Origin of the sequence: Xanthomonas sp. SI (genome assembly GCF_014236855.1) — a bacterium.
Classification (GTDB): Bacteria; Pseudomonadota; Gammaproteobacteria; order Xanthomonadales; family Xanthomonadaceae; genus Xanthomonas_A.
In genome coordinates this window covers 4,971,802-4,998,402 of the sequence record NZ_CP051261.1, presented here as the reverse complement: position 1 = coordinate 4,998,402, position 26,601 = coordinate 4,971,802, and the positions used below count along the sequence as shown (strand labels likewise).

Sequence of the window (26,601 nt, the reverse complement as noted above, 5' to 3'; positions counted from 1 at the left end):
CGATGGCATTGCCCGGATTCTTCGGCAAGCTGCCGAGCGCCGGCGACTTCGTGCAGCGGCGGCTGCCGCCGGCATTCGTCGAACCGTGGGACCGGCATTTCTCGCAACTGATCGCCGGCGCGCGCGAGCAGCTCGGCACGCAGTGGGCGCCGGCCTATCGCGGCAGCGGCCTGCATGCGTTCGTGCTCGGCAATGGCCTGTGCGGCGGGATGGCCTGGGCCGGCGTGCTGGGGCCGGGCGAGGACCGCGTCGGCCGCTGTTTCCCGCTGGCGATCGCGTTGCCGCTGACGCAGGGCGCCGCGCCGGAGCGTAGCTGGTATGCGCGTGCGGCCACGCTGCTCGGCCAGGCGCTGGCCGATCGCGCGCTGGGCGTGGAGGCGTTCGACGCGCAGCTGCAGGCGCTGGCGCCGGATCCGGACGCCACCGCCATTCCCAATGCGCCGCGCGCGCTGGCCGGGCAGGCGTTGTGGTGGAGCGGCGACGGCGTGGTGCAGCACAGCGTCGGCCTGTTGTCCGCGCACGACTATCTTGGCTGGCTGACATCGGCCGCGCTCGCGCTGCCGGAGGCCACGCGCTGATGACCGCACACCACTATCGCTCGGCCGGGCATACCGAAGTCGGCAAGGTGCGCCGCCACAACGAGGATGCGCTGCTGCTGCGCGACGACGCCGGGCTGTGGGTGGTCGCCGACGGGCTCGGCGGGCATGCCGCCGGCGACTACGCCAGCGGCTTGATCGTCGAGCGCCTGGCGACGCTGCCGCGCGCGGCCGACGTGTGCGATTTCATCGAGGCGATCGAGGACGCGCTGGCGCAGATCAACACCGAACTGCTGCACTGCGCAGCGCAGCGCCAGGTCGACATGATCGCTTCCACCGTGGTGCTGCTGGTGCACGACCCGGATTTCATGCTGTACGGCTGGGTCGGCGACAGCCGCGGCTACGGCCGCCTCGGGGGGGCGCTGCGCCAGCTCACCCGCGACCACGTGCATGGGGTCAAGGACGACGCCACCCAGTTCGCGCACGCCGGCGCCAGCGCTGAGCCGGCCGCCAACGCCGGCGTGCTGACCCGCGCGGTGGGTGCGCAGGAACCGCTGTTCGTGGACTGGGTGCTGGCGCCGAGCGCGTCCGGCGCGCAGTTCCTGCTGTGCAGCGACGGCATCAACAAGGAAATCCCCGACCCGGAGCTGGATGCCGAGTGCCGCCTGCATGGCGAGCCGCAGGCGCTGCTGACGCGGTTGTTCGAATTGGCGATGGGCCGGGCGGCGCGCGACAACGTCACCGCCGTCGTCGTCCGCCTGCAGGAGTGAAGGACGTGCATGAAGATACCGCTACCGTCGTCGAGCTGGTCGCCGCGATGCGCACCGGCGAGCTAGACCTGAAGGCCGTGCTCGACGCATTGGCCAAACGCAGCGCCGTGCCCGAGGCCGACTACCGGGCCGGGGTGGAAACGCTGTGGCAGCTGCGCCAGCAGCATCTGCTCGACGACGTCACCGTGACCACGCTGGTGACCCGCCTCGACGCCTTGCGCGCGGACGGCGGCACCGCGCCCGTGGCCGCACCGATCGACGACGACGCCACCGTGGTGATGCCGCGCCGTGCGCCGCCGCCGCCGCCGGCGGCGGTCGACGACGAAGCCACCCGCGTGCAGCCGGCAATGCCGCTGCCGCAGGCCGGCGCCGACCGCACCGGGGCGACCGGCACCGGCGGCGCGACCGGCACCGCGGGCACCGCCAGCCTGGCCAGCTGGCAACGCCTGGCCGATGCCGCCGGCGGCGATTACGCCACGGTCGGCACGCTGCTGAAGAGCCGCTTCTACCTGGAGCGCGAACTCGGCCGCGGCGGCATGGGCGTGGTCTACCTGGCGCGCGACGAACGCAAGGTCGAGGCGCGCGACCGCGACCCATGGCTGGCGGTGAAGGTGCTCAGCGACGAGTTCCGCCGCCATCCCGATTCGTTGATCGCGCTGCAGCGCGAGGCGCGGCGCTCGCAGAAGCTGGCCCACGACAACATCGTGCGCGTCTACGACTTCGACAAGGACCGCACCCTGGTCTTCATGACCATGGAGTACATCGACGGCTGCGACCTGAAGACGCTGATCCGCGAGCAGGCCTACAACGGCATGCCGCTGGCGCGCGCGCGGCCGCTGATCGAGGGCATGGCGCGGGCCCTGGCGCGGGCGCATGCCGCCGGCGTGGTGCATTCGGATTTCAAGCCGGGCAACGTGATGGTCACCCGCGACGGCGTGGCCAAGGTGTTCGATTTCGGCATCGCCCGCGCCGGCAAGCACGCCGCCGACGTGGCCGGCGAGCAGACCGTGTTCGATGCGGCCACGCTCGGCGCGCTGACCCCGGCCTACGCCAGCCTGGAAATGATCCGCGGCCAGGAGCCTACGCCGGCCGACGACATCTACGCACTCGGTTGCGTGTGCTTCGAGCTGCTCACCGGCAAGCATCCGTTCGACAAGCTCAGCGCCGAAGTGGCGTTGCGCGACAAGCGCGTGCCGCCACCGGTGCCGGGCCTGACCAAGCGCCAGTACCAGACCCTGTGCGCAGCGGTGGCGTTTCCCGCCGCGCACCGCCTGAGCAAGGTCGAGGCGCTGCTGGAAGGCCTGCGCGAGGTGCCGCTGCGCGAGCGCGCGCTGCCGCTGCTGGGCTACGGCACCGCGGCGCTGGTGCTGGTCGGGGCCGGCGGCTGGGGCGCGTCGCGCTATCTGCATCAGCGTCATCTGGAGCAGGTCACCGCGCGCTTCGGCGCGGCCGATCCGCAGCGTTACGTCGACGAGACCCAGGCGATGCAGGCGCTGGCCAGTCTGGACGACGACGACCGCCGGCGCCTGCTGGTGGACCGCGGCGACCTGATCCAGGATTTCCTGTTGCGCCGCCTGGATGCGCTGTGGAATCCGGCCAGCGGGCGCTACGACTACCGCGGCGCACTGCAGGCGTTCGCGCTGCGCGACCGGCTGCGGCTGTATTCGCCGGCGCTGGACGCCCGCCGCGAGAGCATGGAGCGCGAGAAGAACGAACGCCTCAACGCGCTGGATACCGCGCTCAACGCGCAGATCGCCGCCGGCGCCATCTTCCGCGACCGCGCCGACAACGCACTGGCCACGCTGGACCAGGTGCGGCGCATCGATCCGAACAGCGCGCTGCTGCGCCACCCGGAACTGGAGCTGCGCCTGGACGCGGCGATCCAGCAGGCTGCCGACACGCAGCAGTGGGCGCAGGCGCGCACCCGCCTGCAGCAGGCGCGCGCGACGCTGCCCGATTCGCTGCGGCTGCAGTTGCGCGGCGCGCAGCTGGAACTGGCGCAGCACCATGCCAGCCAGCCGGCGGTAGCGGCGCTGCACGATCCGGCGCAGGCGCGCAAGGCGCTGGCGGCGCTGCTGGCCGAGCCTTCCGCCGACCTGGACTGGCAGGACAACGTCGAGGCGGCGCTGGCGGTCCTGCCGGCGGCCGAGCGCGATGCGCAGGACGCGGCGCTGGCGGCGGCGATCGCCGCGGCGGTCGCGCCGCAGAGCGATCCGTTGCAGTTGCCGGGCGCGCAGGCCCTGGTCGATTTCGGCCTGACCCAGGCGCCGCAGGCGCCGCAGCTGCTGGCCCAGCGCGAGCGCCTGCAGACCCTGCAGCAACAGTTGCAGACCATGCTGGCGCGCGAGAGCGCCGAGGCCGAAGTGACCTCGCGGATCGAATCGATGCGCCGCGCCGCGGCCGCCAACGATCTGGACAAGGCGCGCCAGGCGCTGGCGCGCATCGGCGCGCTGCAACCGCAACATCCGTTCCTGCAGAAGGAAGCGCCGCAGCTGCTGGCCGGGGTCTATCTCGGCAACGCCGCCGGCGCGTTCCGCCAGGGCCGCTATCGGCAGGCCGCCGACGTGCTCGGCCAGGGTGTCGCCGCGCTCGGCGACCGCGCCGAACTGCGCGCCGCGCAGGCCCGCTACGACGTCGTCGCCGCGGTGATGGACGGCAGCGCGCAGGCCTTGCCCGCCGCCGCGCGACAGCAACTCGGCCAGCGCCTGGAGGCGCTGTACCGCAGCGATGCGCAGGCGATGGCGCAGCTGGAAGCCGACCTGAAGGCGCGCGGGCAGCTGCCCGAAGGCACGCTCGGCGCACGCCTGCAGCGCCAGGCCGGCAGCGATGCGCCCAGTTCAGATGCATTGGCGCCGACGCCGGCTGCAGCGGTCGAGCCGGCCGCCAAGGACGCCACGCGCAAACCCGCGAGCGGCAAGCCCGCCGCCAAGCCGGCGACCGCGCCTGCGGCCAGCGCACGTGCGCCTGCCGCCGGCGCGGCGAGCGACGAGGAACCGTTGCCGCCGGTGCCGACCGGCCCCGATCCTTGCGCCGCTGCCGCGCCCGGACGCGGCAAGGCCTGCTTCGATGCGCTCGGCGCGCAGCGCGGGCCGATGCTGGTGGTGGTGCCCGGCCTGGCCGGCGGCAAGCCCTACGCGCTGTCGCGCGCGGAAGTGGCGGTGGCCGATTTCAACCTGTTCTGCCAGGCCACCGGCAAGTGCACCGCGCAACCGGCCGGGGATGCGGAACTGGCGCGCGCGCCGGTGCGCAACATCAGCCTGACCCAGGCCCGCGCCTACCTGCGCTGGCTGACCATCGCCAGCGGCGGCTGGCGCTATCGCCTGCCCACCGATGCCGAATGGCAGCACGCCGCGCAGGCCGGCAGCGACTGGCGGCAAGCCGAGGACAGCAATTGCGTGCCGCCCACCGCCAGCGCCGGCGACGCCAGCCGCGCACCGTTGCCGCCGCGCGGCCGCGAGCCCAATCCATGGGGGCTGATCAATGTCACCGGCAACGTCTGGGAGTGGGTGTCCAGCGGCGCCGGGGTGCAGGCGCGCGGCGGCAGTTTCGCCAGCTATTGGGCCGATTGCACGGTGCAGGCGCGGCGTGCCGACAACGGCTCGGCGCAGCCGGACGTGGGCCTGCGCGTGCTGCGGGAGTTGCCATGAACGAGGCCCAGCACCTGGCCAACGCGCATCTGCAGGCGCTGGCCGAGGCCTATCAGCACGGCCGCATCGGCCGCGACGAATACCGCGCGCGGCGGCGCAACGTGCTGGCCTCCGTGCGCGATATCGGCCAGGGCGTGACCCATCGCAATGCGCTGCGGCCGACCGTCGCTGCCGCCGTGCCGGCCGCCACGCGCGCCGCGCACGAACCGCTGCGTGCGCTGTTCGCCGACGCGCCGGCGCGCCGCCGCCTGCGCTGGCTCATGCTGTTTATTTTCGTGACGTTGATCGCACTTTTACTGCTATTCTTCGCTGGCGCCTTGCCCGCATTCGCAGGGCAGGCGCAAGCGGCGGCCGCTCCCGGCCCGCGCGCGCATCGGTCCGCCGCTGCCGCCGCGGTACCCGGGGCGCAGTGGGGCGAGGCCGGCGCACGACAGGGAATCGTTCCAGGGGAAATCGCATGCGTATGACGTGTCTGGCCGCGGCTGTGTCCGCGTGGCTCGCTGCCGTTCCGGCGTGGGCGCAGCTGCCGCCTGCCGCCGCCGAAACCGGCACCGCCGCCAGCGGCGCCAGCGCCACGCTGCCGCCGCTGAAGGATCGCGAGGACAGCGCGGTGACCTTGCAGGTCCGCGGCTTCCGCGTGCGCGATGTCGGCGAACACGCCAAGGCCGGCATCACCCCGGCCAGCGTGCAGGCGCTGGCCGATGCGCAATTCCAGGCCTTGGCGCAGGGCCAGCCGGTGGTGGCGCTGCGTTTCGAGCAACTGCAGGCGGTGGCCGACGCCATCACCCGCGCCTACCGCCTGTCCGGCTTCATCGTCAGCACCGCCTACCTGCCGGCGCAGACCCCGGGGCCGGAACAGATCGTCGAGATCCGCGTGCTCGAAGGCCGCGTCGGCCAGGTCGAGGTCAAGGGCGCGTCGCGTTACCGCGCCAGCACCCTGGCCGCGCCGCTGCAGGCATTGCAGGGGCGCGCGCTGCGCAAGCAGGACGTGGACAGCGCGCTGCTGTACGTGCGCGACCTGCCGGGCGTGTCGGTGTCCTCGGTGCTGCAGCCGGGCCAGCACGAAGGCGAGACCGACGTGCTGCTGGTCGCCAGCGAGGCGCCGCGCCCGTATGCGATCAGCCTGGGCGGCAACAACTACGGCACCGACCTGACCGGCCGCTACCGCGCCCAGCTCGGCCTGGCCTGGAACAGCCCGCTCGGCCTGGGCGATGTGCTGTCCGCCAGCTACGCCTATTCGCTGGACCCGCGGCAGAGCCGGATCGGCGCGTTGTCCTACGCGCTGCCGGTGCCGGCAGTGCCCGGATTCGGCGCGGTGATCGGCGCCAGCCGCAGCGAACTGGAAGTGCGCAACGGCGTGTTCGCCACGCTCGGCCTGCAGGGCCCGACCTCGGTGGTCTACCTCGGCAGCGACTGGAAGTTCGTCAATCGCGAGAACCTGCAATGGCAGGCCTCGGCGCGCTACCTGCGCGAGCAGTCGCGGCTCAGCGCCGCCGGCATCCAGCTGTCCGACCAGAAGTTCGACGTGGTCGAACTGAGCACCGCGCTGCGCCGCACCGACCTGCGCTGGCGCGGCATCGATCTGCTGCAGCTGAGCCTGCGCCAGTCGCTGAAGGACCGCTCTGCCACGCCGGACCTGGTCAGCCCGGAGCACGACAGCCACTTCAGCATCGCGCGGCTGAGCTATACGCGCATGCAGTACCTCAGCCGCACCCAGCGCCTGTACCTCAAGCTCAACGGCCAGTACAGCGACGACGCGCTGACCCCGATGGAGCAGTTCGCGGTCGGCGGACCGGACAGCGTGCGCGCCTACCCGGTGTCCGACGCGCTCGGCGACCGCGGCTACTACGCCGCGCTGGAGTACCACGTCGATGCGCCCGGCTTCGCCGACGCCGCCTCGCCGTTCAACGGCCGGCCGTGGCGCGAGGTGCTGGAGCTGGACGTGTTCGCCGACCACGCGCAGGTCTATCCGGCCGGCGGCAACCGCGCGACCACCGCGGCGGTGACCACGTTCGATGGCGCCGGTGCCGGCGTCACCCTGCGCGTGCCGCAATGGAAGAGCTTCGAACTGCGGCTCAGCGCCGCAAAGCCGACCGGCGGGCGCGATGCGTCCGACGGACGCGACGTCCGTTTCTATTCGCGTTTCGGTTTCACCTTTTGAGGAATCCGCTCATGTCCGCCATCGCCCAGACTTCGATCGCCCCCCGTGCCGCACGGGCGCTGCGCCACTCGCCGCTCGCGCTGGCCCTGGCGCTCGCCATTGGCGCCGCGGCGCCCGGCGACGCGGCGGCGCAGGTGGCGAGTACCCAACTGCCGACCGGCGGCAGCATCGCCGGCGGCACCGGCACCATCAATGCGGCCAGCGGCGCGACCCTGACCATCGACCAGACCTCCAGCCGGATGGCGTTGAACTGGTCCGCGTTCGATATCGGTTCGGCGGCCACGGTGACGTTCAACCAGCCGTCCACCAATTCAGCGGTGCTCAACCTGGTGCAGAGCGGCAATCCCACGCAGATCTTCGGCAATCTCAATGCCAACGGCCAGGTGTTCCTGATCAACCCCAACGGGATCATCTTCGGCAGCACCACGCACATCAACGTCGGCGGGCTGGTGGCCAGCACCCTGGGCACCACCGCCTCCGCCTTCATGAGCGGCAACGACACGCTCGACGCCGGCGGCAACACGGTCGCGCTGATGTCCAACAGCGGCACCATCAACGCCGCCGCCGGCGCGGTCGACCTGATCGGCGGCAAGGTGGTCAACAGCGGCACCATCACCGCCAGCGCCGGCAACATCAACCTGGTCGGTGCCGACAAGGTCACCCTCACCTTCGAAAGCGGCGGCTTCGGCGTCGTCGTCGACAAGGCCTTGCAGCTGCAGCTGGACAGCGTGGCAGTGGACAACAGCAACAGCGGCACCCTCAGCGCGCCCGGCGGCATCATCACGCTGCAGGCGCGCGCCGCGCAGGGCCTGTTTGACCAGTTGATCAACAACAGCGGCACCATCACCGCCGCCGCCCTCAGCGGCGGCAGCGACGGCAGCGTGTCGCTGGTCGCCAACGGCAGCAGCCAGACCAGCGTCGGCGGTAGCGGCAGCATCGATGTGGGCAGCGGCGCGATCAACATCAGCACCGACCACAGCGTGCAGCAGAGCGGCACCTACACGGCCGGCACCCTGGGCGGCAGCATCGGCGGCGACGCCAGTTTCAGCGGCAGCAACCACATCGCCGCCCTCGCCAGCCTGAGCGTGGACGGCAACCTGAGCCTGACCAACGCCATCGACCTGGCGCAGTCCGGTGCACTGACGGTGGGTGGCAGCAGCAGCTTCTCGCTGGGCAGCCATGCGCTCACCCTGGACAACGCCGGCAACGACTTCGGGCAGGCGGTCGGCCTGAGCGCCGGTAACACCACCATCGTCGACAGCGGCGCGCTGACCCTGGGCACGCTGGCCACCGGCAACCTCGCCGCGACCAGCACCGGCGCCTTGAACCTCGGCAGCGGCAGCGTGACCGGCACCCTGGCCGCCACTAGCAACGGCGGCGCGATCGGCCAATCCGCGAGCAGCCCGCTGACGGTGACCGGCACCAGCAACCTCAATGCCGGCAGCGGCGCGATCACGCTGCAGCAATCGGGCAACGATTTCGGCGGCGCCGTGTCGCTGACCGGCAGCGGCATCGCCCTGACCGACGCCAACGCCCTGACCATCGGTACGCTGAGCCTGGGCAACAACAGCGCGCTGTCGTTGAACGCCGGCGGCACGCTGACCCTGCCGAGCAGTGCGATCGCCACCGGCAGCGCCAACCTGAGCCTGCACAGCGGCAACGTGCTGGCCACCGCGGCAGCGCTGTCCGGCACCAACGTGAGCCTGAGCGGCGACGCCGGCATCACCCTGGCACACGACGTCACCGCGACCGGCACGCTGGCGCTGACCACCGTCAACAGCGCGATCGCCCAGAGCGCCGGCGCAATCGCCGCCTCCGCCACCAGTAGCGTCAACGCCGGCAGCGGTGCGATCACCCTGGCCGGCACCGGCAACCACTTCGGGCAGGCCGTGAGCCTGACCGGCGGCACCACCCAGATCACCGACAGCGGCGCACTGACCCTCGGCACATTGGCGACCGGCAACCTCACCGCCATCAGCACCGGCGCACTGAATCTCGGCCGCGGCACGGTGACCGGTACGCTGTCCGCCACCAGCAACGGCGGCGCGATCACCCAATCCGCGAGCAATCCGCTGACCGTCACCGGCACCAGTACCCTCAACGCCGGCACCGGCGCGATCACCCTGACCACCAGCGGCAACGACTTCGGCCAGGCGGTCAGCCTGACCGGCGGCAGCACCGCGATCACCGACGCCAACGCGCTGACCTTGGGCACGCTGGCCACCGGCAAACTCACCGCGATCAGTACCGGTGCCTTGAACCTGGGCCGCGGCACGGTGACTGGCACGTTGGCCGCGACCAGCAACAACGGCGCGATCACCCAGTCGGCGAGCAACCCGCTCACGGTCACCGGCACCAGCGCCCTCAATGCGGGCACCGGCGCGATCACACTGACCACCACCGGCAACGACTTCGGTCAGGCGGTCAGCCTGACCGGCGGCAGCACCGCGCTCACCGACGCCAACGCGCTGACCCTGAGCACGCTGGCCACCGGCAACCTCACCCTGATCAGCAACGGCGTATTGAACCTGGGCACCGGCACCGTGACCGGCACCCTGGATGCGACCAGCAACGGCAGTAACATCCGCCAGTCCGGGTTGTACCCGATCACGGTCAGCGGCATCAGCAACTTCAATGCCGGCAGCACGGGAAATGTCAGCCTGACCACCAACGGCAACGACTTCGGGCAAGCGGTGAGCTTGACTGGCCGCAGCGTTGCGATCGTCGACATTGGCGCGCTGACCCTGGACACGCTGGCCACCGGCGACCTCTTCGCCGTCGCCACCGGGGACGTGAACCTGGGCCACGGCACGGTGACCGGCGGGCTGACCGTGTACAGCAACGGCGGCGCGATCACCCAGTCCGCGAGCAACCCACTCACGGTCACCGCCACCAGCTACTTCAATGCCGGCACCGGTGCGATCACCCTGACCACCGCCGGCAACGACTTCCGCCAAGCGCTCACTCTGATCAGCGGCAACGCCGCGATCACCAACGCCAACGCGCTGGCGTTTGACGCGCTGACCACCGGCTCTCTCACCGCCATCAGCAGCGGTGCACTGAACCTGGGCCGCGGCACGGTGAGCGGCGCCCTGTCCGCGACCAGCAACGGTGGCGCGATCAGCCAGTCCACGACCAATCCGCTCACGGTCAGCGGCACCAGCACCCTCGATGCCGGCGCCGGCTCGATCACGCTGGAACAGGCCGGCAACGATTTCGGCGGCGCCGTATCGCTGACCGGCAGCGGCATTCGCCTGGTCGACGGCAACGACCTGAACGTCGCCGCGTTGACCCTGGGCAGCAACAGCGCGCTGTCCTTGATCGCCGCCGGCACGCTGACCCTGCCGGCGAACGCGATCGATACCGGCAGTGCCGACCTGACCCTGCAGAGCGGCAATGCGCTGACCACCGGCGCGGCCTTGTCCGGTACCAACGTCAACCTGCGCGGCGACAACGGCATCACGCTGGCGCACAACGTCACCGCCGCCGGCGCGCTGACGCTGAGCGCCGTCAATAGCGCGATCGGCCAAAGCGCCGGCGTGCTCACCGTCAACAGCAGCAGCAGCATCGACGCCGGCACCGGCGCCATCGCCTTGACCAGTGCCGGCAACGATTTCGGCCAGGCGGTCAGCCTGACCGGCGGCAGCACCGCGATCTCCGATGCCAACGCGCTGACCTTTGGCACCCTGGCCACCGCCAACCTCACCGCGATCAGCAGCGGCGCCTTGAATCTGGGCAGCGGCACGGTGAACGGCACGCTGTCCGCAACCAGCAACGGCGGCGCGATCACCCAATCCGCGAGCAATCCGCTGACCGTCACCGGCACCAGTACCCTCAATGCCGGCACCGGGGCGATCACCTTGACCACCAGCGGCAACGACTTCGGCCAGGCGGTCAGTCTGACCGGCGGCACCACCTCGATCACCGATAGCGGCGCACTGACCCTGGGCACGCTGGCCACCGGCGCGCTCACCGCGACCAGCAGCGGCGCCTTGAACTTGGGCAGTGGCACCGTGACCGGCGCACTGTCGGCGACCAGCAACGGCGGCGCGATCACCCAGTCCACGACCAGCCCGCTCACCGTCAGCGGCACCAGCAGCCTCAATGCCGGCACCGGCGCGATCACGCTGGAGCAGGCCGGCAACGATTTCGGCGGCGCCGTGTCGCTGACCGGCAGCGGCATTCGCCTGGTCGACAGCAACGACCTGAACGTCGCCGCGTTGACCCTGGGCAGCAACAGCGCCCTGTCCTTGATCGCAGCCGGCACGCTGAGCTTGCCGGCGAACGCGATCGATACCGGTAGTGCCGACCTGACCCTGCACAGCGGCAACGTGCTGGCCACCGCGGCGGCGCTGTCCGGCACCAACGTGAGCCTCAGCGGCGACGACGGCATCACCCTGGCGCACGACGTCACCGCCGGCACGCTGGCGCTGACGACCAGCAACAGCGCGATCGTCCAGAGCGCCGGCGCACTCGCCGTCTCCGGCACCAGCAGCATCGACGCCGGCACCGGCGGCATCGTCTTGACCGGCGCCGGCAACGACTTCGGGCAAGCGGTGAGCCTGACCGGCGGCACCACGGCCATCACCGACAGCGGCGCGCTGACCTTGGGCACGCTGGCCACCGGCAACCTCACCGCCACCAGCAGCGGTGCGTTGAACCTGGGCAGCGGCACGGTCAACGGCGCATTGGTCGCGACCAGCAACGGCGGCGCGATCGGCCAGTCCACGATCAACTCGCTCAGCGTCGCCGGCACCAGCGCACTCGACGCCGGCAGCGGATCGATCGCGCTGGCCAACGCCGGCAACGACTTCGGCCAGGCGGTCAGCGCCACCGGACGCGGCATCGCCCTGGCCGACGCCAACGCTCTGACCATCGGCGCACTGACCCTGGGCAGCAACAGCGCGCTGTCGCTCATCGCGGGCGGCGCGCTGTCGCTGCCGGCCATCGCGATCGACACCGGCAGCGCCGACATGACCCTGCACAGCGGCGGCGTGCTGACCACGGCGGCCGCCCTGTCCGGGAACCGGCTGGACCTGGCCGGCGCGGCCGGCATCGTCCTTGCCCACGACGTCACCGCCGGCGCCACGCTGCGCTTGCAGACCAGCAACGCGGCGATCTCGCAGATCGGCGGTGCGCTCGTCGTCGCCGGCACCAGCACGCTCGATGCCGGGACCGGCGCGATCGCCCTGAACCAGGCCGGCAACGACTTCGGCCAGGCGGTCAGCGTCGCCGGCAGCGGCGTCGCCCTGACCGACGCCAACGACCTGAGCATCGGGGCGCTGAGCCTGGGCAGCAACAGTGCGCTGTCGCTGACCGCAGGCGGCACCCTGTCGTTGCCGGCCACCGCGATCGATACCGGCAGCGCCGACATCACCCTGCGCAGCGGCGGCGTGCTGACCACCGCGGCGGCCTTGTCCGGGAACCGGCTGGACCTGGACAGCGCCGGCGGCATCGTCCTTGCCGACAACGTGACTGCCCGCGACACGCTGCGGCTCAAGACCACCAACGCTGGCATCTCCCAGTCCGCCAGCAGCGCTGTCACCGTCGCCGGCACCAGCAGCATCGACGCCGGCAGCGGCGCGATCGCACTGACCAACGCCGGCAACGACTTCGTCGGCGCGGTCGATCTCAGCGGCAGCGGCATCCAGCTCGCCGACCGCAACGATCTGAGCATCGCCGCCGTCCACAACGGCAACAACGCCGCACTGTCGCTGCTCGCCGACGGTTCGCTCGACCTGCCGGGCGGCGCGATCGACACCGGCAGCGGCGACCTGAGCCTGGTCGCCCGCCACGGCACCCTGAGCTTGGGCGGCGCGCTGAGCGGCCACAACCTGACCCTCAGCGGCGGCAGCGGCCTGAGCCTGGCCGACGACGTCGCCGTGACCGGCACTCTGCTGCTGAGCACGGACAACGCGGCCATCGTGCAGACGGCCGGCGCGCTGACGGTCGACGGCAGCACCAGCATGAACACCGGCAGCGGCGGCATCGCCCTGACCGGCAGCGGCAACCATTTCGCCGGCACCGTGGACATCGCCGGCGGCGCGGTGCAGCTGCACGACAGTGGTGCGCTGCGCCTGGGCATGCTGTCGGTCGACAGCCTGGCGGTGAGCAGCGGCGGAGCGCTGAACCTGGGCAGCGGCAGCGTACGCGGCGCCCTGCAGGCCGACAGCGGCAACGCCACGATCGGCCAGAGCGGCGCGCTCGACATCGGCGGCGCTACCCGCCTGACGGCCGGCAGCGGCGCGATCACGCTGGACCAGGCCAATCGCTTCGCCGGCCCACTGGCGTTCGACGGCGGCGCGGTCCGCATCGGCGCGCTCGGCGCGCTGACCCTGGGCGCCTCGAACGCCGCCGCGCTGCAGCTCACCAGCACCGGCGCGCTGAGCCAGAACGGCGCCTTGCGCGTGACTGGCGATACGGCAATCGCCACTGGCAGCGGCGCGATCGCGCTCGACGACGCCGGCAACGATTTCCAGGGCCTGCTCGCACTCAGCGGCGGCGCCGCGCGCGTCCGCGACGCCAACGCGCTGTCGCTGGGCACGCTGTCGCTGGGGTCGCTGGACGTTGCCAGCCACGGCGCGCTCAACCTGGGCGAAGGCAGCATCGCCGGCGATCTGGTCGCCACCAGCGGCGGCGGTACAGTGAGCCAGAGCGGCGCGCTGCAGGTGGGCGGCAGCAGCACGATCGACAGCGGTGCCGGCGCGATCGCGCTGGACACCGCCGGCAACGATTTCCAGGGCGACGTGAACCTCGCCGGCGGCGCCACCACTCTGCGCGACCGCAATGCACTGTCGCTGGGCAGCGTGGCGGTCGCCGCGCTGAACGTGACCAGCGGCGGCGCCTTGTCGCTGGGCCAGGGCCGCATCGGCGGCGATCTGGTCGCGCGCAGCGACGCTGGCGGCGGCACCACCTCCACCACCTCCACCACCTCCACCTCCACCACCTCCACCATCGTCACCGCCAGCGCCACGCCCGCGGCGAGCGGCGGCGGCATCGGCCAGCACGGCGCGCTGACCGTCGCCGGCGCCACCACGCTGGATGCCGGCAGCGGCGCGATCGCGCTGACCGATGCCGGCAACGATTTCCAGGGAACGGTGCAAGCCAGCGGCGGCGATATCGCCATCGCCGATCGCAACGATTTGACGGTAGCGGCGCAGGCCAGCGGCACGCTGGCGCTGAGCGCGGGCGGCGCGCTGCGCACGGCCGGCGCGTTGAGCGGCAGCAGCATCGGCTTGAGCGCCGGCGGCGACCTGGGGCTGGGCCACGACGTGAGCAGCGGTGGCGCGCTGCAGTTGCGCAGCGGCGGCACGATCGCGCAGAGCGCCGGTACGCTGCGCGCCGCCTCGCTGAGCGGCAGTTCCAGCGGCGCCACCAGCCTGACCGGCGCCAACGCCATCGCCGCGCTCGGTGCCTTCGATGCGACGCAGCTGAGCCTGCGCACGTTGGGCGACCTGAGCGTGACCGGTCCGGTCGCGGTTGCCGGTGCGCTGCGTCTGGACGCAGGCGGCGATCTGGCGATCGACGGCGCACTCGGCGGCCAGAGCGTCTGGTTGCAGGTCGGCGGCGACCTGAGCGAAACCAGCAGCGGCCGCATCAGCGCCGACACGCTGAGCGGCAGCGTCGGCGGCAGCACCCGGCTGGGCGCCGCCGGTGCGGCGATCGACAACCGCATCGGCACCCTGGGCGATTTCGCCTCGCCCGGGGGCTTCAGCCTGAGCAATGGCCAGAGCCTGACCCTGTCCGCGCTCAACGGCAGCGCCTACACCGTCAATGCCGGCACCTCGGCGCTGTACCTGGCCGTGCTCGGCGATCTGCTGCAGACCGACACCGCCTGGCTGTACGACGGCGCCGGCACCTTCTCGGCCAGCGGCCGCATCGGCACCGTCGCCAATCCGATCTACGTGCTGGGCGTGAGCAACCAGACCGTCGCGGCGGTCGGCTTGCCGCCAGCGTACTTCTACGCGGTCGCCGCCGACGGCAGCCTGCTGGTCGTGGACGGCGAGGCGGGCTTCAACGTCCCGACCTCGGCGTTCGCCAGCCGCGCGCAGAGTTCGAACAGCCGCACCATCGCCTATGTGGACCTGAGCGCGGCCAACGCCAGCTACCGCGCGTTCGGCCTGGTCAAACCGGGCCTGCGCCTGCCGGCCGACCAGCAGCCGGCCTGCGACGCCGACGATCCGGATGCGCAGTGCACGCAGGAGTGAGCGCAGCGCGCCGCCGTCCCGTTTTCCTGCCGGCGTGCGCCATCGCCACGCCGGCCGCATCCGCCCCGGAGTGATTGCGCATGAGCACCGAACAGACCCTCGAGACGCTGCTGGCGCCGATCGCCGACGACGCGGTGTCCGGCCCGGACCTGGAATACGACCCCGACTTCCTGGCGCTGGACCGCGCCGCGGCGAACAAGGCCGAGCGCGCGGTCGGCGACAGCGTGATCGCCGCCGAGGAGCCCGACTGGGACAAGGTGCAGACCCTGGCGCTGGCGCTGTTCCGCCGCAGCCACGACCTGCGCGTGGCGATCCACCTGAGCGCGGCCTGGCTGCGCCTGCGCGGCCTGCCCGGCTGGGCCGACGGCCTGGCCCTGGTGCATGCGCTGCTGGCGCAGCGTTGGGACAGCGTGCATCCGCAGCTGGACGCCGAGGACGACGACGACCCGACCGCGCGGGTCAACGCCGTGGTCGCGCTGGGCGATCCGCTGGGCCTGCTCGGCGCGCTGCGCAGCACCGCCTTCGTGCAATCGCCGCGGCTGGGCCGCTTCAGCCTGCGCGACCTGCGCGTGGCCAACGGCAGCGTCAAACCGGCCAATGCTGGCGACAGCGTGCCGTCGCTGACCGAGATCGAGGCCTGCTGCCTGGACTGCCCGCTGGAAGCGTTGGGGGAGACCGTGGCCGCGGTGCAGCGCGCGCAGCAGCTGGCGCGCGAGCTGGACGCGCTGTTCGCCGATCGGATCGGCAGCGCCGCGCCGGACCTCAAGTCGCTGCTTGGCGACCTGCGCGAGCTGGAGCGCTTCCTGCTGCCGCAATGGACCGCGCGCAACGGCGGCGCAGCCGAAGGCGACGCGGCGGGCGAGGAGCAGGCCGGTGGCGAGGGCGGCAGCGCCGCGCCTGCCGGAGCCGGCGGCGGCAATGCCCGCATCGCCAGCCCCGACGACGTGATGCGCCGGCTCGACGAGATCTGCGCCTACTACGCCAGCCACGAACCCTCCAGCCCGGTGCCGCTGCTGCTGCGCCGCGCGCAGCGCCTGGTCGGACGCAACTTCCTGGACCTGCTCAAGGAACTGGCCCCGGCCGGGGTCAGCGAACTGCAGCACGTGGCCGGCGTCCGCGACGAGGACGCCTAGCCGCGGCAGCGCGGCACCACGCCCGCGCGCCGCGCGCGGGGATTCGCCGCGCTGCACCGCTGGGGCTCACACACGGATAAGCGCGACGCGCTTCCCGCATCGCCTGCGACCCTCGGCCGCAAGACAAGGCGCGTAGCAGGGCGCGCCACTCCTTCGCGAACGAACGGACCACACAGCGAAGGCGGCACCTGCCGCCTGCTGCGCGCCGTCGCGTGCGCATGCGCCACGCGCATGCCACTGCCGAACCACGGCGCGACACGATCCCTCGGCCCCACGGCAGCACGGAATCAGGTTTGCACCGATGGTCCGGCCTGCGGCTTGCGCCGACCCTGGCTGCCAAGGACGCATGCGCCGCAGGTACACGCCAGCAGCGCACGCGTCCAGCCAACGCGCCGCCTTCGCATCCTGCGATCGGCGCCTGCCACCGGACGAGGGAGTCGCAGCATGAGCATCGTCAGCGAATGGGAACTCAAGGCGCGCCTGCAGCCGCGCAGCGCCGAACTGAAGCGCGTGGACGTCGCCGTCCTGGCCTGGGCGAAGCAGGGCAACGGAGTGAAGGGTGCCAACGTCAACGCGGTGCGCACCCAGTTCGACGCATGGAAGTCCGCGCAGGCGGCCGAATACGCGAGGTTGCGGTCGGTGGCCGACGAGTTGAACGCCGAGGTGGTCCGCCAATCGGCGGTTCCTGCTCCGGCGCCGGCCGCCGCTGCGGCGCCGGCCCAGGTGGTTGCGGTCGGCTGGCGGCTCGTCGCCTACGATCCGGCCAGGCACGGCGGCACGCTGTTGCCGGCGGCGCAACGCGTGGCGGCGCTGACCACCGCGGAAATCGCGCGCATCAACGAGGCGGTGCGGCGCGCCAGGGCGGCGGTGACGCTGGCCCGCGACGCGGTGCTCGACGCCGCCAGGCTCAAGCGCTTCGCCGCCGTCCCGGTGCCGCCGCCGGAACGCACCTATCTCGATTTCTTCGGCGCCTACGACGCCGCGCGCCTGCAGAAGCTGGTCGAGAACTTCCGCGCGCTGGTGCTGGCGTTCGAAGGCACGCCGGACTTCATCGACGTGCGCAACCGCGTGGATTGGGCCGAGACCTACGGCGGCTGCGTGCGCCGCAACCTGGTGACCAAGAGCGCCAAGGGCGAACTGTCGCTGAGCGGAAAGGTGGAAATGCTGATGGGGCGCGCGTTCCTCGGCGGCGGCAACTACGAGAAGAGCACCGACGACACCATCGCCACCCTGGCGCACGAGTTCGCGCACGGCGCACTGAACGCGGTGGACGTCCCGGACCTCGATGCGGCTGGCAGCTTCCAGTGCGCGCGGGTCAGCGACGATCCGGCGCATGCCGACTTCGGCAATTCGGTATCGCCCTTCGCCCACCAGAGCAGCACCGAGCCGATGGACAAGGTCCTGGCGCAGTTCCATCCGGCCTATGCGCTGGTCAATGCGGACAACTACGGGCAGTTCACCAAGCGTGTGCTGATCGCCGCGCGCGGCTGAGCCGTCCCCACTCCCCCCACAAAACCTGCAAGGAGATCGTGCATGACCATCAACACGGAAGGCTATTACGTTGCCAACGGCAAATGGAAATCCGGTGCGACCGGCTCGGTCAGCGGCCAGGGCAAGCAGCAGCATTCGGAGATCGGCGTCTACAACGCGCTTGGGGCGAAGGCGGCGGCCGGGCCGTTCCTGATCGTGCAGGACGCGTTTCCCTGCGCGGTCTGCGATGCGGCGTTCACCAAGCAGCGGCTGCCGCTGCTGGTCAAGGTCACCGCCAACAACGGCGCCTATTCGGCCGACCACGGCCTGGGGCAGAAACCGGCGGCGACCATCTATCCGTACTACCTGTGGTACCGCAACGGGGTCAAGACGGCCGGGACCGCCGCGGCGCCGGCCGGTTTCCCGGCGATCCCGGCCTTCGCCGCGATCACCCTGTAGGGCGTGTCATACGCGGACATGCTGCCGTGTCGGCGCTCCACACATGCGCAGGAGCGGCGCGAGCCGCCAGGGGAATGGATGACACGCCCTGGGTAGCGCTTGTGCGCCGGCGACTGGAGGCCGGCGCGCCGGCCTCACCAGCTGTACAGCTTCCAGTACACCGGCGACACATTGTCCTTGCTGCCGTCCATGTGCCCGTCGCCGTTCTGGTCGTACAGGTAGTAGGCCGGGGCGTTGGCCGGGGTCACCTTGACCGCGCGCAGCTGGCCGGAGACCCGGTATTCGTCCACGCTGTCGCCGTTGTCCATCGTGCGGTGGGTCACGTCCGCGCCGCGGACGTCCACCGGCGGACCGTCAGGGCCGATCCCGGTCGAGGCGCAGCCCGCCAGCAGCAACAGTGGAACCAGCATCAGGGCTTTCATCGCAGCATTCTCCACAGCTTAAAGTCGTCGCCACGGATTATGCGCCGAGCCGCCGTATTCGGCGCGCAACGGCTGGGCGCGCGTAGCGCTTCATCCCAACCCCTCTTGATGGAAGAGGGGCTAGCGGCTGTCCCTTCTCCCCTCGGGACCATGGCCCCCTTTTCGGGGGAAGGTGCCCCGAGGGGCGGATGAGGGTACGGGCGAAGCCTCGCGCATCCAAACTCCACGAGACGCTTCGCGCCGTACCCTCACCCCAACCCCTCTCCCGATGGGAGAGGGGCTAAGGCTGCTCCCTTCTCCCATCGGGAGAAGGTGCCCCGCAGGGGCGGATGAGGGTACGGGCGAAGCCTCGCGCAGCCAAACTCCGCGAGTCGCTTCGCGCCGTACCCTCACCCCAACCCCTCTCCCGGTGGGAGAGGGGCTAAAGCGGCTGTTCCCTTCTCCCGTCGGGAGAAGGTGCCCCGCAGGGGCGGATGAGGGTCCGGGCGCAGCCTCGTGCACCCAAACTCCGCGAGACGCTTTCGCGCCGTACCCTCACCCCAACCCCTCTCCCGATGGGAGAGGGGCTCTTGGTCTGGTCTCCGGTCTCGGCCCACGCCCAGCGTAGAATTGCCCGATGAGCCGATTAGTCCTGATCGACGGGTCCAGTTACCTGTATCGCGCGTTCCACGCGCTTCCCCCGCTGACCAACCCCGCCGGCGAGCCCACCGGCGCGCTGTTCGGCGTGGTCAACATGCTGCGTGCCACGCTGAAGGAGCGTCCCGAGTACGTCGCCTTCGTGGTCGATGCGCCGGGCAAGACCTTCCGCGACGACCTGTACGCACAGTACAAGGCCAACCGCCCGCCGATGCCCGACGAGCTGCGCGCGCAGGTCGAGCCGATGTGCCAGATCGTGCACGCGCTGGGCATCACCATCCTGCGCGAGGGCGGGGTGGAGGCCGACGACGTGATCGGCACCCTGGCCCTGCAGGGCGCCGGCGACGGCCTGGACGTGACCATCTCCACCGGCGACAAGGACTTCGCCCAGCTGGTGCGCCCCGGCGTGCAGCTGGTCAACACCATGAGCGGCAGCCGCATGGACTCCGACGCGGCGGTGATGGAGAAGTTCGGCGTGTGGCCGAGCCAGATCGTCGACCTGCTGGCGCTGATGGGCGACGCCATCGACAACGTGCCGGGCGTGGACAAATGCGGCCCCAAGACCGCGGCCAAGTGGCTGGCCGAATACGGCTCGCTGGACGGGGTCATGGCCAATGCCGATGCGATCAAGGGCAAGATCGGCGAAAACCTGCGCGCGGCGCTGGCGCGGCTGCCGCTGAACCGCGAACTGGTCACGATCAAGACCGACGTGGCGCTGCCCGGCGGCCCGCGCACGCTGGCCCTGCGCGAGCAGGAGCCGGACCTGCTGCGCGGCCTGTACCAGCGCTACGGCTTCACCCAGGCGCTGCGCGACCTGGACGGCGGCGTGGCCGCCCCGGCCGGCGCCGCCGAGGTCACCCCCAGCCTGCGCGGCACCGCCGCCGGCTATGCCCGCGCCGCGGCACCGATCGACGACACCCTGGACCCGGCGCTGGCCGCCAAGGGCGACTACGCCGCGATCATGACCCCGGAGCAGTTCGAACACCTGCTGCAGCGCCTGCGCGCGGCCGACGGCTTCGCCTTCGACAGCGAGACCGACGCACTGGACGCGATGCGCGCCAACCTGGTCGGGCTCAGCTTCGCGATCGAGCCCGGCCGCGCCGACTACCTGCCGCTGGGCCACGACTACCCCGGCGCGCCGGTGCAACTGGACCGGAGCCTGGCGCTGGCGGCGCTGAAGCCCCTGCTGGAAGACCCGGCCAAGCCCAAGGTCGGCCAGCACGGCAAGTACGACCTGCACGTGCTGCGCCGCCACGGCGTGGACGTACGCGGCTACGCCGACGACACCATGCTGGAGAGCTTCGTGCTCAACTCCACCGCCAGCCGCCACGACATGGATTCGCTGGCGCGGCGCTACCTGGGCTACGACACGGTCAAGTACGAGGACGTGGCCGGCAAGGGCGCCAAGCAGATCGCGTTCTCGCAGGTGGCCATCGACGACGCCACCGGCTACGCCGCCGAGGACGCCGACATCACCCTGCGCCTGCACCGCGCGCTGTCCGCGCAGTTGGACGCCGAGCCGGCGCTGGCCAAGGTCTACCGCGAGATCGAAATGCCGCTGGTGCCGGTGCTGGCACGGATCGAGGCCAACGGCGTCAGTGTGGACATGGCCGAACTGCGCAGGCAGAGCCAGGACCTGAGCCAGCGCATGCTCGCCGCGCAGCAGAAGGCCACCGCGCTGGCTGGGCGCACCTTCAACCTGGATTCGCCCAAGCAGCTGCAGGCGGTGCTGTTCGACGAACTGAAGCTGCCGGCGCTGATGAAGACCCCCAAGGGCCAGCCCAGCACCAACGAAGAGGCGCTGGAGGCGATCGCCGACCAGCACGAACTGCCGCGGGTGATCCTGGAATACCGCGGCCTGGCCAAGCTGCGCAGCACCTACACCGACAAGCTGCCGGAGATGATCAATCCTGACACCGGCCGCGTGCACACCAGCTACCACCAGGCCGGCGCCGCCACCGGGCGGCTGTCCTCGGCCGATCCGAACCTGCAGAACATCCCGATCCGCACCGACGACGGCCGCCGTATCCGCCGCGCCTTCGTCGCCCCGTCGGGACGCAAGCTGATCGCCTGCGATTACTCGCAGATCGAACTGCGGATCATGGCCCACCTGTCCGAGGACCCGGGCCTGCTGCGCGCCTTCGGCGCCGGCGTGGACGTGCACCGCGCCACCGCCGCCGAGGTGTTCGGACGCAAGCTCGAGGACGTCACCAACAACGAGCGCCGCGCCGCCAAGGCGATCAACTTCGGCCTGATGTACGGCATGAGCGCGTTCGGCCTGGCCCGCAACCTGGGCATCGGCCGCGGCGAGGCGCAGGACTACGTGGCGCTGTACTTCAGCCGCTACCCGGCGGTGCGCGACTTCATGGAGCGCATGCGCGAGCAGGCGCGCACCCAGGGCTACGTGGAGACCCTGTTCGGCCGCCGCCTGTACCTGAACGACATCAACGCCAAGCAGCAGGGCCTGCGCGCCGGCGCCGAGCGCGCGGCGATCAACGCGCCGATGCAGGGCACCGCCGCGGACATCATCAAGCGCGCCATGGTCACCGTGGACGCCTGGCTGGAACAGCACCGCGAGCGCGCGCTGATGATCCTGCAGGTGCACGACGAACTGGTGTTCGAGGCCGATGCCGACTTCGTCGACACCCTGCTGCCCGAGGTGACCCGGCTGATGGCCGGCGCCGCCGAACTGAAGGTGCCGCTGGTGGTGGACAGCGGCGTCGGCGACAACTGGGACGAGGCGCATTAGTTGGGGCGGGGAATGGGGAATCGAGAATCGGGAATGGGAAAGCCCGGGCCGGCCAGCGGCCGGGTCTGGGTGTGGTGAGCAGGGATGGGCGCGCGTCGCCATGGGCGGCCTGATTCGCAGGCGGCGGAGTGGTGACCGGGTCGCGCTCGTGATGTTGCGGCACGCCTGAACGCCTTTATTCGAAACCGCGCGGCTTGGCGATGGGCCGCGCGGGGAGCGTCGCGGCGCAACTGTCTACGCGCTGCTCCTGTCGTTGCTCGCGTGGCGGATTGGATCGCATCGCACCGGTTTTGGCGCATCCATGCGCCAGACCGGCGAACAGCGCACAGTTTCGGGATCCACTCCGCATCACAAACGCGCGTCCGCCGCGTTCTTGTGCACGGATCCATCCTATAAAAAGCAGTTGTTTCTGGAACCCTGCGTTGCGCTGGATTTCGTGAATGAATCGGTCCTTAATTCGATGAATTTTTAACTAAAATCTTCACGAACTAGCAAGGTGCAAAATGGTTTTATATCCCTCGACAGGCGCAATACCTGTCGCGGATCTCCTCCCATCCCCTGGAGCAGATCTAGGAACGGCGACTCCTCCCCAAGTCTCCGTTCCCTGGCCCCGCCGACCTCCCCCTGGTCCGCGGGGCTTTTTATTGCCTGCGAAAAAATCCAGTTCAGCGCCATCGCCGCCGGCATACGCCGGGGTGCAACCACCTTATCTGCGAGCCGCGCGATGCCCGATCTTTTTCATCTGTCGATGCCGTGGTGGGAATTCATTTTCCGCGCGGTGGTGGTGTATGTGGCGGTACTGACCATGGTGCGGGTATCGGGCAAGCGCGCGATGGGGCAATTGACACCGTTCGACATGCTGCTGATCGTGCTGCTCGGCAATGCGGTGCAGAACGCCCTGCTGGGCCAGGACACCTCGCTCGGCGGCGGCCTGTTGCTGGCGGCGACGCTGATCGCGCTGAACTTCGGGGTCGGCCTGATCACCTCGCGCAGCGACCGCGCCGAGCGGCTGATCGAAGGCGAGCCGGTGGTGCTGGCGCGCGACGGCCATGTGTTCCGCCAGGTGCTGCGCCGCGAACTGGTCAGCAACGCCGATTTCGAGGCGGCGATGCGCCAGCAGGGCTGCCCGGGCCTGGACAACGTGCGCCTGGCGCTGCTGGAGACCAACGGCCACATCACGATCCTGACCGCCAAGGATGGTTGATCCCTGTAAACCCCTGTAGGAGCGGCTTCAGCCGCGACCGGGGCTTTCCCGGTAACGCCCGGTCGCGGCTGAAGCCGCTCCTACAGGGGGCGGCGTCACTGCGATTAGCGGCGCGTCTCGGTCGGTTGTTCCAGTTGATACAGCGCGTCGTCCAGCGCGTCCCACTGGGTGGCCAGCTGCGCGCGCGCATCCTGCAGGCCGCGATTGTAGAACTGCGCGCCGATGCGCTCGGCGACGAAATCGAGCAGGAATTCGGCCTCGAAGCTGCCGATCTGCTGCTGCAGTTCCTCGCGCAGGTAGCGCTGCAGCTGCTCGGCGATGCGCGCCTTGTCCTCGCGCCCCAGTACGCCAGACGGCAACGGCGCGCGGCTCATGCCAGCCAGTCGCGCGGCACCAGGTACTCGGCCAGGCGCGCCTCGGCGCTGTCCGGTTCGGGCTGGAAGCCGTATTCCCAGCGCACCCGCGGCGGCAGGCTCATCAGGATGCTCTCGCTGCGGCCGCCGCTCTGCAGGCCGAACAGGGTGCCGCGGTCGTAGACCAGGTTGAACTCGACGTAGCGCCCGCGCCGGTACAGCTGGAACTCGCGTTCGCGTTCGCCCCACGGCAGCGCGCGGCGGCGCTCGAGGATCGGCAGGTAGGCGTCCAGGAAACCATCGCCGACCGCGCGCTGGTAGGCGAAGTCGCGCTCGAAGTCGGCGTGCAGGTCGTCGAAGAACAGCCCGCCCACGCCGCGGGTCTCGTTGCGGTGCTTGAGGAAGAAGTACTCGTCGCACCAGCGCTTGTGCGCGGCATAGCGGTCCTCGCCGAACGGCGCGCACAGCGCCTGCGCGGTGCGGTGCCAGTGGCGCACGTCCTCGTCGAACGGGTAGTACGGGGTCAGGTCGAAGCCGCCGCCGAACCACCAGGCCACGGTCTGGCCGTCGCGCTCGGCGCGGAAGAAGCGCACGTTGGCGTGGGTGGTGGGCAGGTAGGGGCTGTGCGGGTGGAACACCAGCGACACGCCGGTGGCGCGCCACGAGGCGCCGGCCAGTTCCGGGCGGTTGGCGCTTGCCGAGGGCGGCAGGCGCGTGCCGGACACGTCGGAGAAGCCGATCCCGGCCTGCTCGAACAGCGCGCCGTCGCGCAGGATGCGGGTGCGCCCGCCGCCGCCTTCCGCTCGCTGCCACAGGTCTTCGGCGAAGCGGGCCTGGCCGTCGGCGGCCTCGATGGCGGCGCAGATGCGGTCCTGCAGCCCGGTCAGGTAATCGCGTACTCGGTCGAACTCGGTCATGGTGGCGGTAGGCAGTCAGGCGGCGGGGAGGGGGGCGGGCCGCCTGCGCTGGGCGGCAGGCAGCGGCGCGGCGCACATTATTGCGTGCCGATCGCCAGGGCCTGTTAACCCGACCGGCATTGCCAGGATGCCGCGCGCGGCGCCGGGTTGCCGGAGGAGCTTCGCCCGCACCCCATCCGCCCTTTCGGGGCGCCTTCCCCCGTGGGGAGACGGGAGTCACTGTCGGACAGTGACAGCAAGCGCTGCGCTGCGGCCCCGTGGCCGGCTGATTGCGCCGTTACCGCGCCGTTACCGCGCCGCGGCACCGCAGTGGCCGGCTTCGTCGCCGAAGAACACCATGAAGCGGTGCGCGCGATCCAGGCCGAGCAGCTGCTTCGCGCCGAGCGGACGCAGCCGCCATTGCTGTCCATCCTGCTGGCGCAGCGCGACCTGGCCATCTTCCAGGCGCGCTTCCATGACCTCGCCCTCGCCGCTGCGCACGCTGCCATCGGCACCGAACTGCAGGCTGATTCCGTCGCCGATGGGGGCGACGAAGCGGCCGCATGGCAGCCGCGTGGCCGGCGGCGACTGCAGCAGCGCCGCGTCCACGTCTTCCAGTGCCGTGGTGCGGCCGCAGGCCACCGGATCGGACAGGGCGCAGGCCTGTTCCAGCAGCGCCTTGGCCCGCAGGAACTGGCCGGCGTCCCACTGCCGTTCCGCCGCCGCAGTGCAGATCTGCGGGGAGGCGCTGCGCTGGCACACGGCTTCGGGCTGCATTGCGGCGTTGGCCTGGGTGGGCGCGTCGGTCGCCGCCGCTGCGGGATCGAGCAGCGCGCCGCAGGCGAACGGCAGCTGCGGCCCGCACAGTTCCGCGGCCTGTGCCCGGTCGCCTTGCGCCAGCCGCTGCGCGCAGGCCGGCAGGTCCGCGCGGCACTGCGCGATCGCCGATGTCGGCGCCGGGGCGGACGCTGCGCAGGTGGCGCTGCTGCCGCGGCGGTAGACGGTGCCGTCCGCTGCGCGGATCTCGGCGGCGTCCGCCGACAGCGTGTAGCGCTCGCTGCGGCCGCTGGCCAGATCGAACAGCTGCAAGGCGTTGCCCTCGCGCTGCAGATGGAAGCGCCGTGGCGTGTCCTGCTCGGGCTCCAGCCGCGCGCTGTCGGCGCTTTCCAGATACAGCGCGTTCTGTGCGCCGTCCACGTACAGGCCGCAGACGGGGGCGACGGGCGCGGCGTCGGCGCAGGCGGCGATGCCGAACCAGGCCAGGGCGGACAGGGTGGCGCCGGCCAGGAAGCGGCGGCTGGGGCAATGCGATGTCATCGGAAGTCCTTTTCGAAGCCGGCGCGGTGCCGGCGGGTGAGGTCAGCTGCGGAATTCGGCGCGGATCGCCGGCCGGTACAACTGGTAGACGATCCAGCCGTGCAGCGCGGCGAAGACCAGCGCGGTCACCGTGGCGGTGGCCATGCTGATCATGCGTCCGCTCTGCAGCTGGCCAAGCAACTGCGCGCCGTCGGCGCTATGCAGCATCGCCTCGGGCAGCATCTGGCGCATCGCGCCGAAAAATTGCCACAGCAGCGGCAGGCTGGCGAAGTTGGCCAGGCCGGTGATGACCAGGAAGGCGACGAAGCTCAGCCGTGCCCATTCGCGCCGTTGCTGCAGTCCCCATGCGGAGGCGCTGAACAGCAGCGCCAGCAACGCCGACAGCAGCGACAGCGCGAACAGATGGTCCAGGCACCATTGCCACAGCGCCGGCAGCGCGATGCCGATGCGCACGACCACTTCTTGCAGAGCGCCATCGGGCAGCAGCGCCAGCACCGCCAGCTGGCCCAGCGCGTACAGCAGCCAGACCACGCCGACCACCAGCGAGATCTTCGCCATCGTGTCGATCATCGGGTTGCGTGCGGCGGGCAGCGGCGGGGGTGGCATCGGCGGTCCTTCGATGGGTGGCGGCATGAGGGGGC

At 71.1% G+C, this 26,601-nt stretch carries 16 protein-coding genes; 11 read left to right on the top strand and 5 right to left on the bottom strand.

The genetic code is table 11. The annotated features are described in order from the left end of the window. Positions 1-2 precede the first annotated feature (2 nt). From tagF to HEP75_RS21205, 9 genes are all read left to right on the top strand, one after another. The gene (gene tagF, locus HEP75_RS21245; protein WP_185824851.1) at positions 3-578 is read left to right on the top strand and encodes a type VI secretion system-associated protein TagF; all 576 of its coding nucleotides are present in this window, start codon (positions 3-5) and stop codon (positions 576-578) included. Beyond that, positions 578-1,306 carry a PP2C family serine/threonine-protein phosphatase gene (locus HEP75_RS21240; RefSeq protein ID WP_185824850.1) on the top strand — a complete coding sequence of 243 codons (729 nt, stop codon included), beginning with the start codon at positions 578-580 and terminating at the stop codon, positions 1,304-1,306. Before tagF ends, HEP75_RS21240 begins: the two co-directional genes overlap by 1 nt. A gap of 5 nt (positions 1,307-1,311) precedes the next feature. Further along, positions 1,312-4,953: a bifunctional serine/threonine-protein kinase/formylglycine-generating enzyme family protein gene (locus HEP75_RS21235; RefSeq protein WP_185824849.1), complete on the top strand. Its 3,642-nt coding sequence runs from the start codon at positions 1,312-1,314 to the stop codon at positions 4,951-4,953. Further along, complete coding sequence (locus tag HEP75_RS21230; protein ID WP_185824848.1) at positions 4,950-5,420, top strand: hypothetical protein; 471 nt, start codon at positions 4,950-4,952, stop codon at positions 5,418-5,420. The genes HEP75_RS21235 and HEP75_RS21230 overlap by 4 nt, the downstream gene beginning before the upstream one ends. Beyond that, positions 5,417-7,114, top strand: coding sequence for a ShlB/FhaC/HecB family hemolysin secretion/activation protein (locus HEP75_RS21225; RefSeq protein ID WP_185826692.1), 1,698 nt, complete (start codon positions 5,417-5,419; stop codon positions 7,112-7,114). The genes HEP75_RS21230 and HEP75_RS21225 overlap by 4 nt, the downstream gene beginning before the upstream one ends. 11 nt (positions 7,115-7,125) lie before the next feature. After that, complete coding sequence (locus HEP75_RS21220; protein ID WP_185824847.1) at positions 7,126-15,321, top strand: filamentous hemagglutinin N-terminal domain-containing protein; 8,196 nt, start codon at positions 7,126-7,128, stop codon at positions 15,319-15,321. An 80-nt stretch (positions 15,322-15,401) separates the two neighbouring features. Beyond that, on the top strand, positions 15,402-16,454 hold the full coding sequence (gene tssA / locus HEP75_RS21215) for a type VI secretion system protein TssA (protein ID WP_185824846.1): 1,053 nt from the start codon (positions 15,402-15,404) through the stop codon (positions 16,452-16,454). Between the two features lie 444 nt (positions 16,455-16,898). Then, positions 16,899-17,945, top strand: coding sequence for a hypothetical protein (locus HEP75_RS21210; protein ID WP_185824845.1), 1,047 nt, complete (start codon positions 16,899-16,901; stop codon positions 17,943-17,945). A gap of 42 nt (positions 17,946-17,987) precedes the next feature. Then, on the top strand, positions 17,988-18,383 hold the full coding sequence (locus HEP75_RS21205) for a hypothetical protein (RefSeq protein ID WP_255423931.1): 396 nt from the start codon (positions 17,988-17,990) through the stop codon (positions 18,381-18,383). 134 nt (positions 18,384-18,517) lie between these two features. Here the strand turns inward: HEP75_RS21205 and HEP75_RS21200 are convergent, their stop codons facing one another. Beyond that, the gene (locus HEP75_RS21200; protein ID WP_145703958.1) at positions 18,518-18,805 is read right to left on the bottom strand and encodes a DUF2782 domain-containing protein; all 288 of its coding nucleotides are present in this window, start codon (positions 18,803-18,805) and stop codon (positions 18,518-18,520) included. Between the two features lie 616 nt (positions 18,806-19,421). Between HEP75_RS21200 and polA the strand changes: the two genes are divergently transcribed. Both polA and HEP75_RS21190 read left to right on the top strand, forming a co-directional pair. Continuing rightward, on the top strand, positions 19,422-22,190 hold the full coding sequence (gene polA, locus HEP75_RS21195; RefSeq protein WP_185824844.1) for a DNA polymerase I: 2,769 nt from the start codon (positions 19,422-19,424) through the stop codon (positions 22,188-22,190). A 724-nt stretch (positions 22,191-22,914) separates the two neighbouring features. Next, positions 22,915-23,394 (top strand): YetF domain-containing protein, encoded by a 480-nt coding sequence (locus HEP75_RS21190; protein WP_185824843.1) that lies wholly within the window; start codon positions 22,915-22,917, stop codon positions 23,392-23,394. A 104-nt stretch (positions 23,395-23,498) separates the two neighbouring features. Here HEP75_RS21190 and HEP75_RS21185 read toward each other — a convergent pair whose 3' ends face one another. From HEP75_RS21185 to HEP75_RS21170, 4 genes are all read right to left on the bottom strand, one after another. Further along, the gene (locus tag HEP75_RS21185; RefSeq protein ID WP_185814471.1) at positions 23,499-23,768 is read right to left on the bottom strand and encodes a DUF2164 domain-containing protein; all 270 of its coding nucleotides are present in this window, start codon (positions 23,766-23,768) and stop codon (positions 23,499-23,501) included. After that, positions 23,765-24,664 (bottom strand): oxygen-dependent coproporphyrinogen oxidase, encoded by a 900-nt coding sequence (gene hemF / locus HEP75_RS21180; RefSeq protein ID WP_185824842.1) that lies wholly within the window; start codon positions 24,662-24,664, stop codon positions 23,765-23,767. Before hemF ends, HEP75_RS21185 begins: the two co-directional genes overlap by 4 nt. A gap of 288 nt (positions 24,665-24,952) precedes the next feature. Continuing rightward, positions 24,953-25,960 (bottom strand): hypothetical protein, encoded by a 1,008-nt coding sequence (locus HEP75_RS21175; RefSeq protein ID WP_185824841.1) that lies wholly within the window; start codon positions 25,958-25,960, stop codon positions 24,953-24,955. A gap of 42 nt (positions 25,961-26,002) precedes the next feature. Continuing rightward, positions 26,003-26,566 (bottom strand): hypothetical protein, encoded by a 564-nt coding sequence (locus HEP75_RS21170; RefSeq protein ID WP_185824840.1) that lies wholly within the window; start codon positions 26,564-26,566, stop codon positions 26,003-26,005. Between the last annotated feature and the right edge of the window lie 35 nt (positions 26,567-26,601).

Bases quoted from the DNA above. Each gene is read 5' to 3' on its own strand.
- tssA (WP_185824846.1), top strand. From the start codon at position 15,402: ATGAGCACCGAACAGACCCTCGAGACGCTGCTGGCGCCGATCGCCGAC.
- HEP75_RS21230 (WP_185824848.1), top strand. From the start codon at position 4,950: ATGAACGAGGCCCAGCACCTGGCCAACGCGCATCTGCAGGCGCTGGCC.
- HEP75_RS21225 (WP_185826692.1), top strand. From the start codon at position 5,417: ATGACGTGTCTGGCCGCGGCTGTGTCCGCGTGGCTCGCTGCCGTTCCG.
- HEP75_RS21190 (WP_185824843.1), top strand. From the start codon at position 22,915: ATGCCCGATCTTTTTCATCTGTCGATGCCGTGGTGGGAATTCATTTTC.
- polA (WP_185824844.1), top strand. From the start codon at position 19,422: ATGAGCCGATTAGTCCTGATCGACGGGTCCAGTTACCTGTATCGCGCG.
- HEP75_RS21170 (WP_185824840.1), bottom strand. From the start codon at position 26,566: ATGCCACCCCCGCCGCTGCCCGCCGCACGCAACCCGATGATCGACACG.
- HEP75_RS21240 (WP_185824850.1), top strand. From the start codon at position 578: ATGACCGCACACCACTATCGCTCGGCCGGGCATACCGAAGTCGGCAAG.
- hemF (WP_185824842.1), bottom strand. From the start codon at position 24,664: ATGACCGAGTTCGACCGAGTACGCGATTACCTGACCGGGCTGCAGGAC.
- HEP75_RS21200 (WP_145703958.1), bottom strand. From the start codon at position 18,805: ATGAAAGCCCTGATGCTGGTTCCACTGTTGCTGCTGGCGGGCTGCGCC.
- HEP75_RS21205 (WP_255423931.1), top strand. From the start codon at position 17,988: ATGACCATCAACACGGAAGGCTATTACGTTGCCAACGGCAAATGGAAA.
- HEP75_RS21210 (WP_185824845.1), top strand. From the start codon at position 16,899: ATGAGCATCGTCAGCGAATGGGAACTCAAGGCGCGCCTGCAGCCGCGC.
- HEP75_RS21185 (WP_185814471.1), bottom strand. From the start codon at position 23,768: ATGAGCCGCGCGCCGTTGCCGTCTGGCGTACTGGGGCGCGAGGACAAG.
- tagF (WP_185824851.1), top strand. From the start codon at position 3: ATGGCATTGCCCGGATTCTTCGGCAAGCTGCCGAGCGCCGGCGACTTC.
- HEP75_RS21220 (WP_185824847.1), top strand. From the start codon at position 7,126: ATGTCCGCCATCGCCCAGACTTCGATCGCCCCCCGTGCCGCACGGGCG.
- HEP75_RS21175 (WP_185824841.1), bottom strand. From the start codon at position 25,960: ATGACATCGCATTGCCCCAGCCGCCGCTTCCTGGCCGGCGCCACCCTG.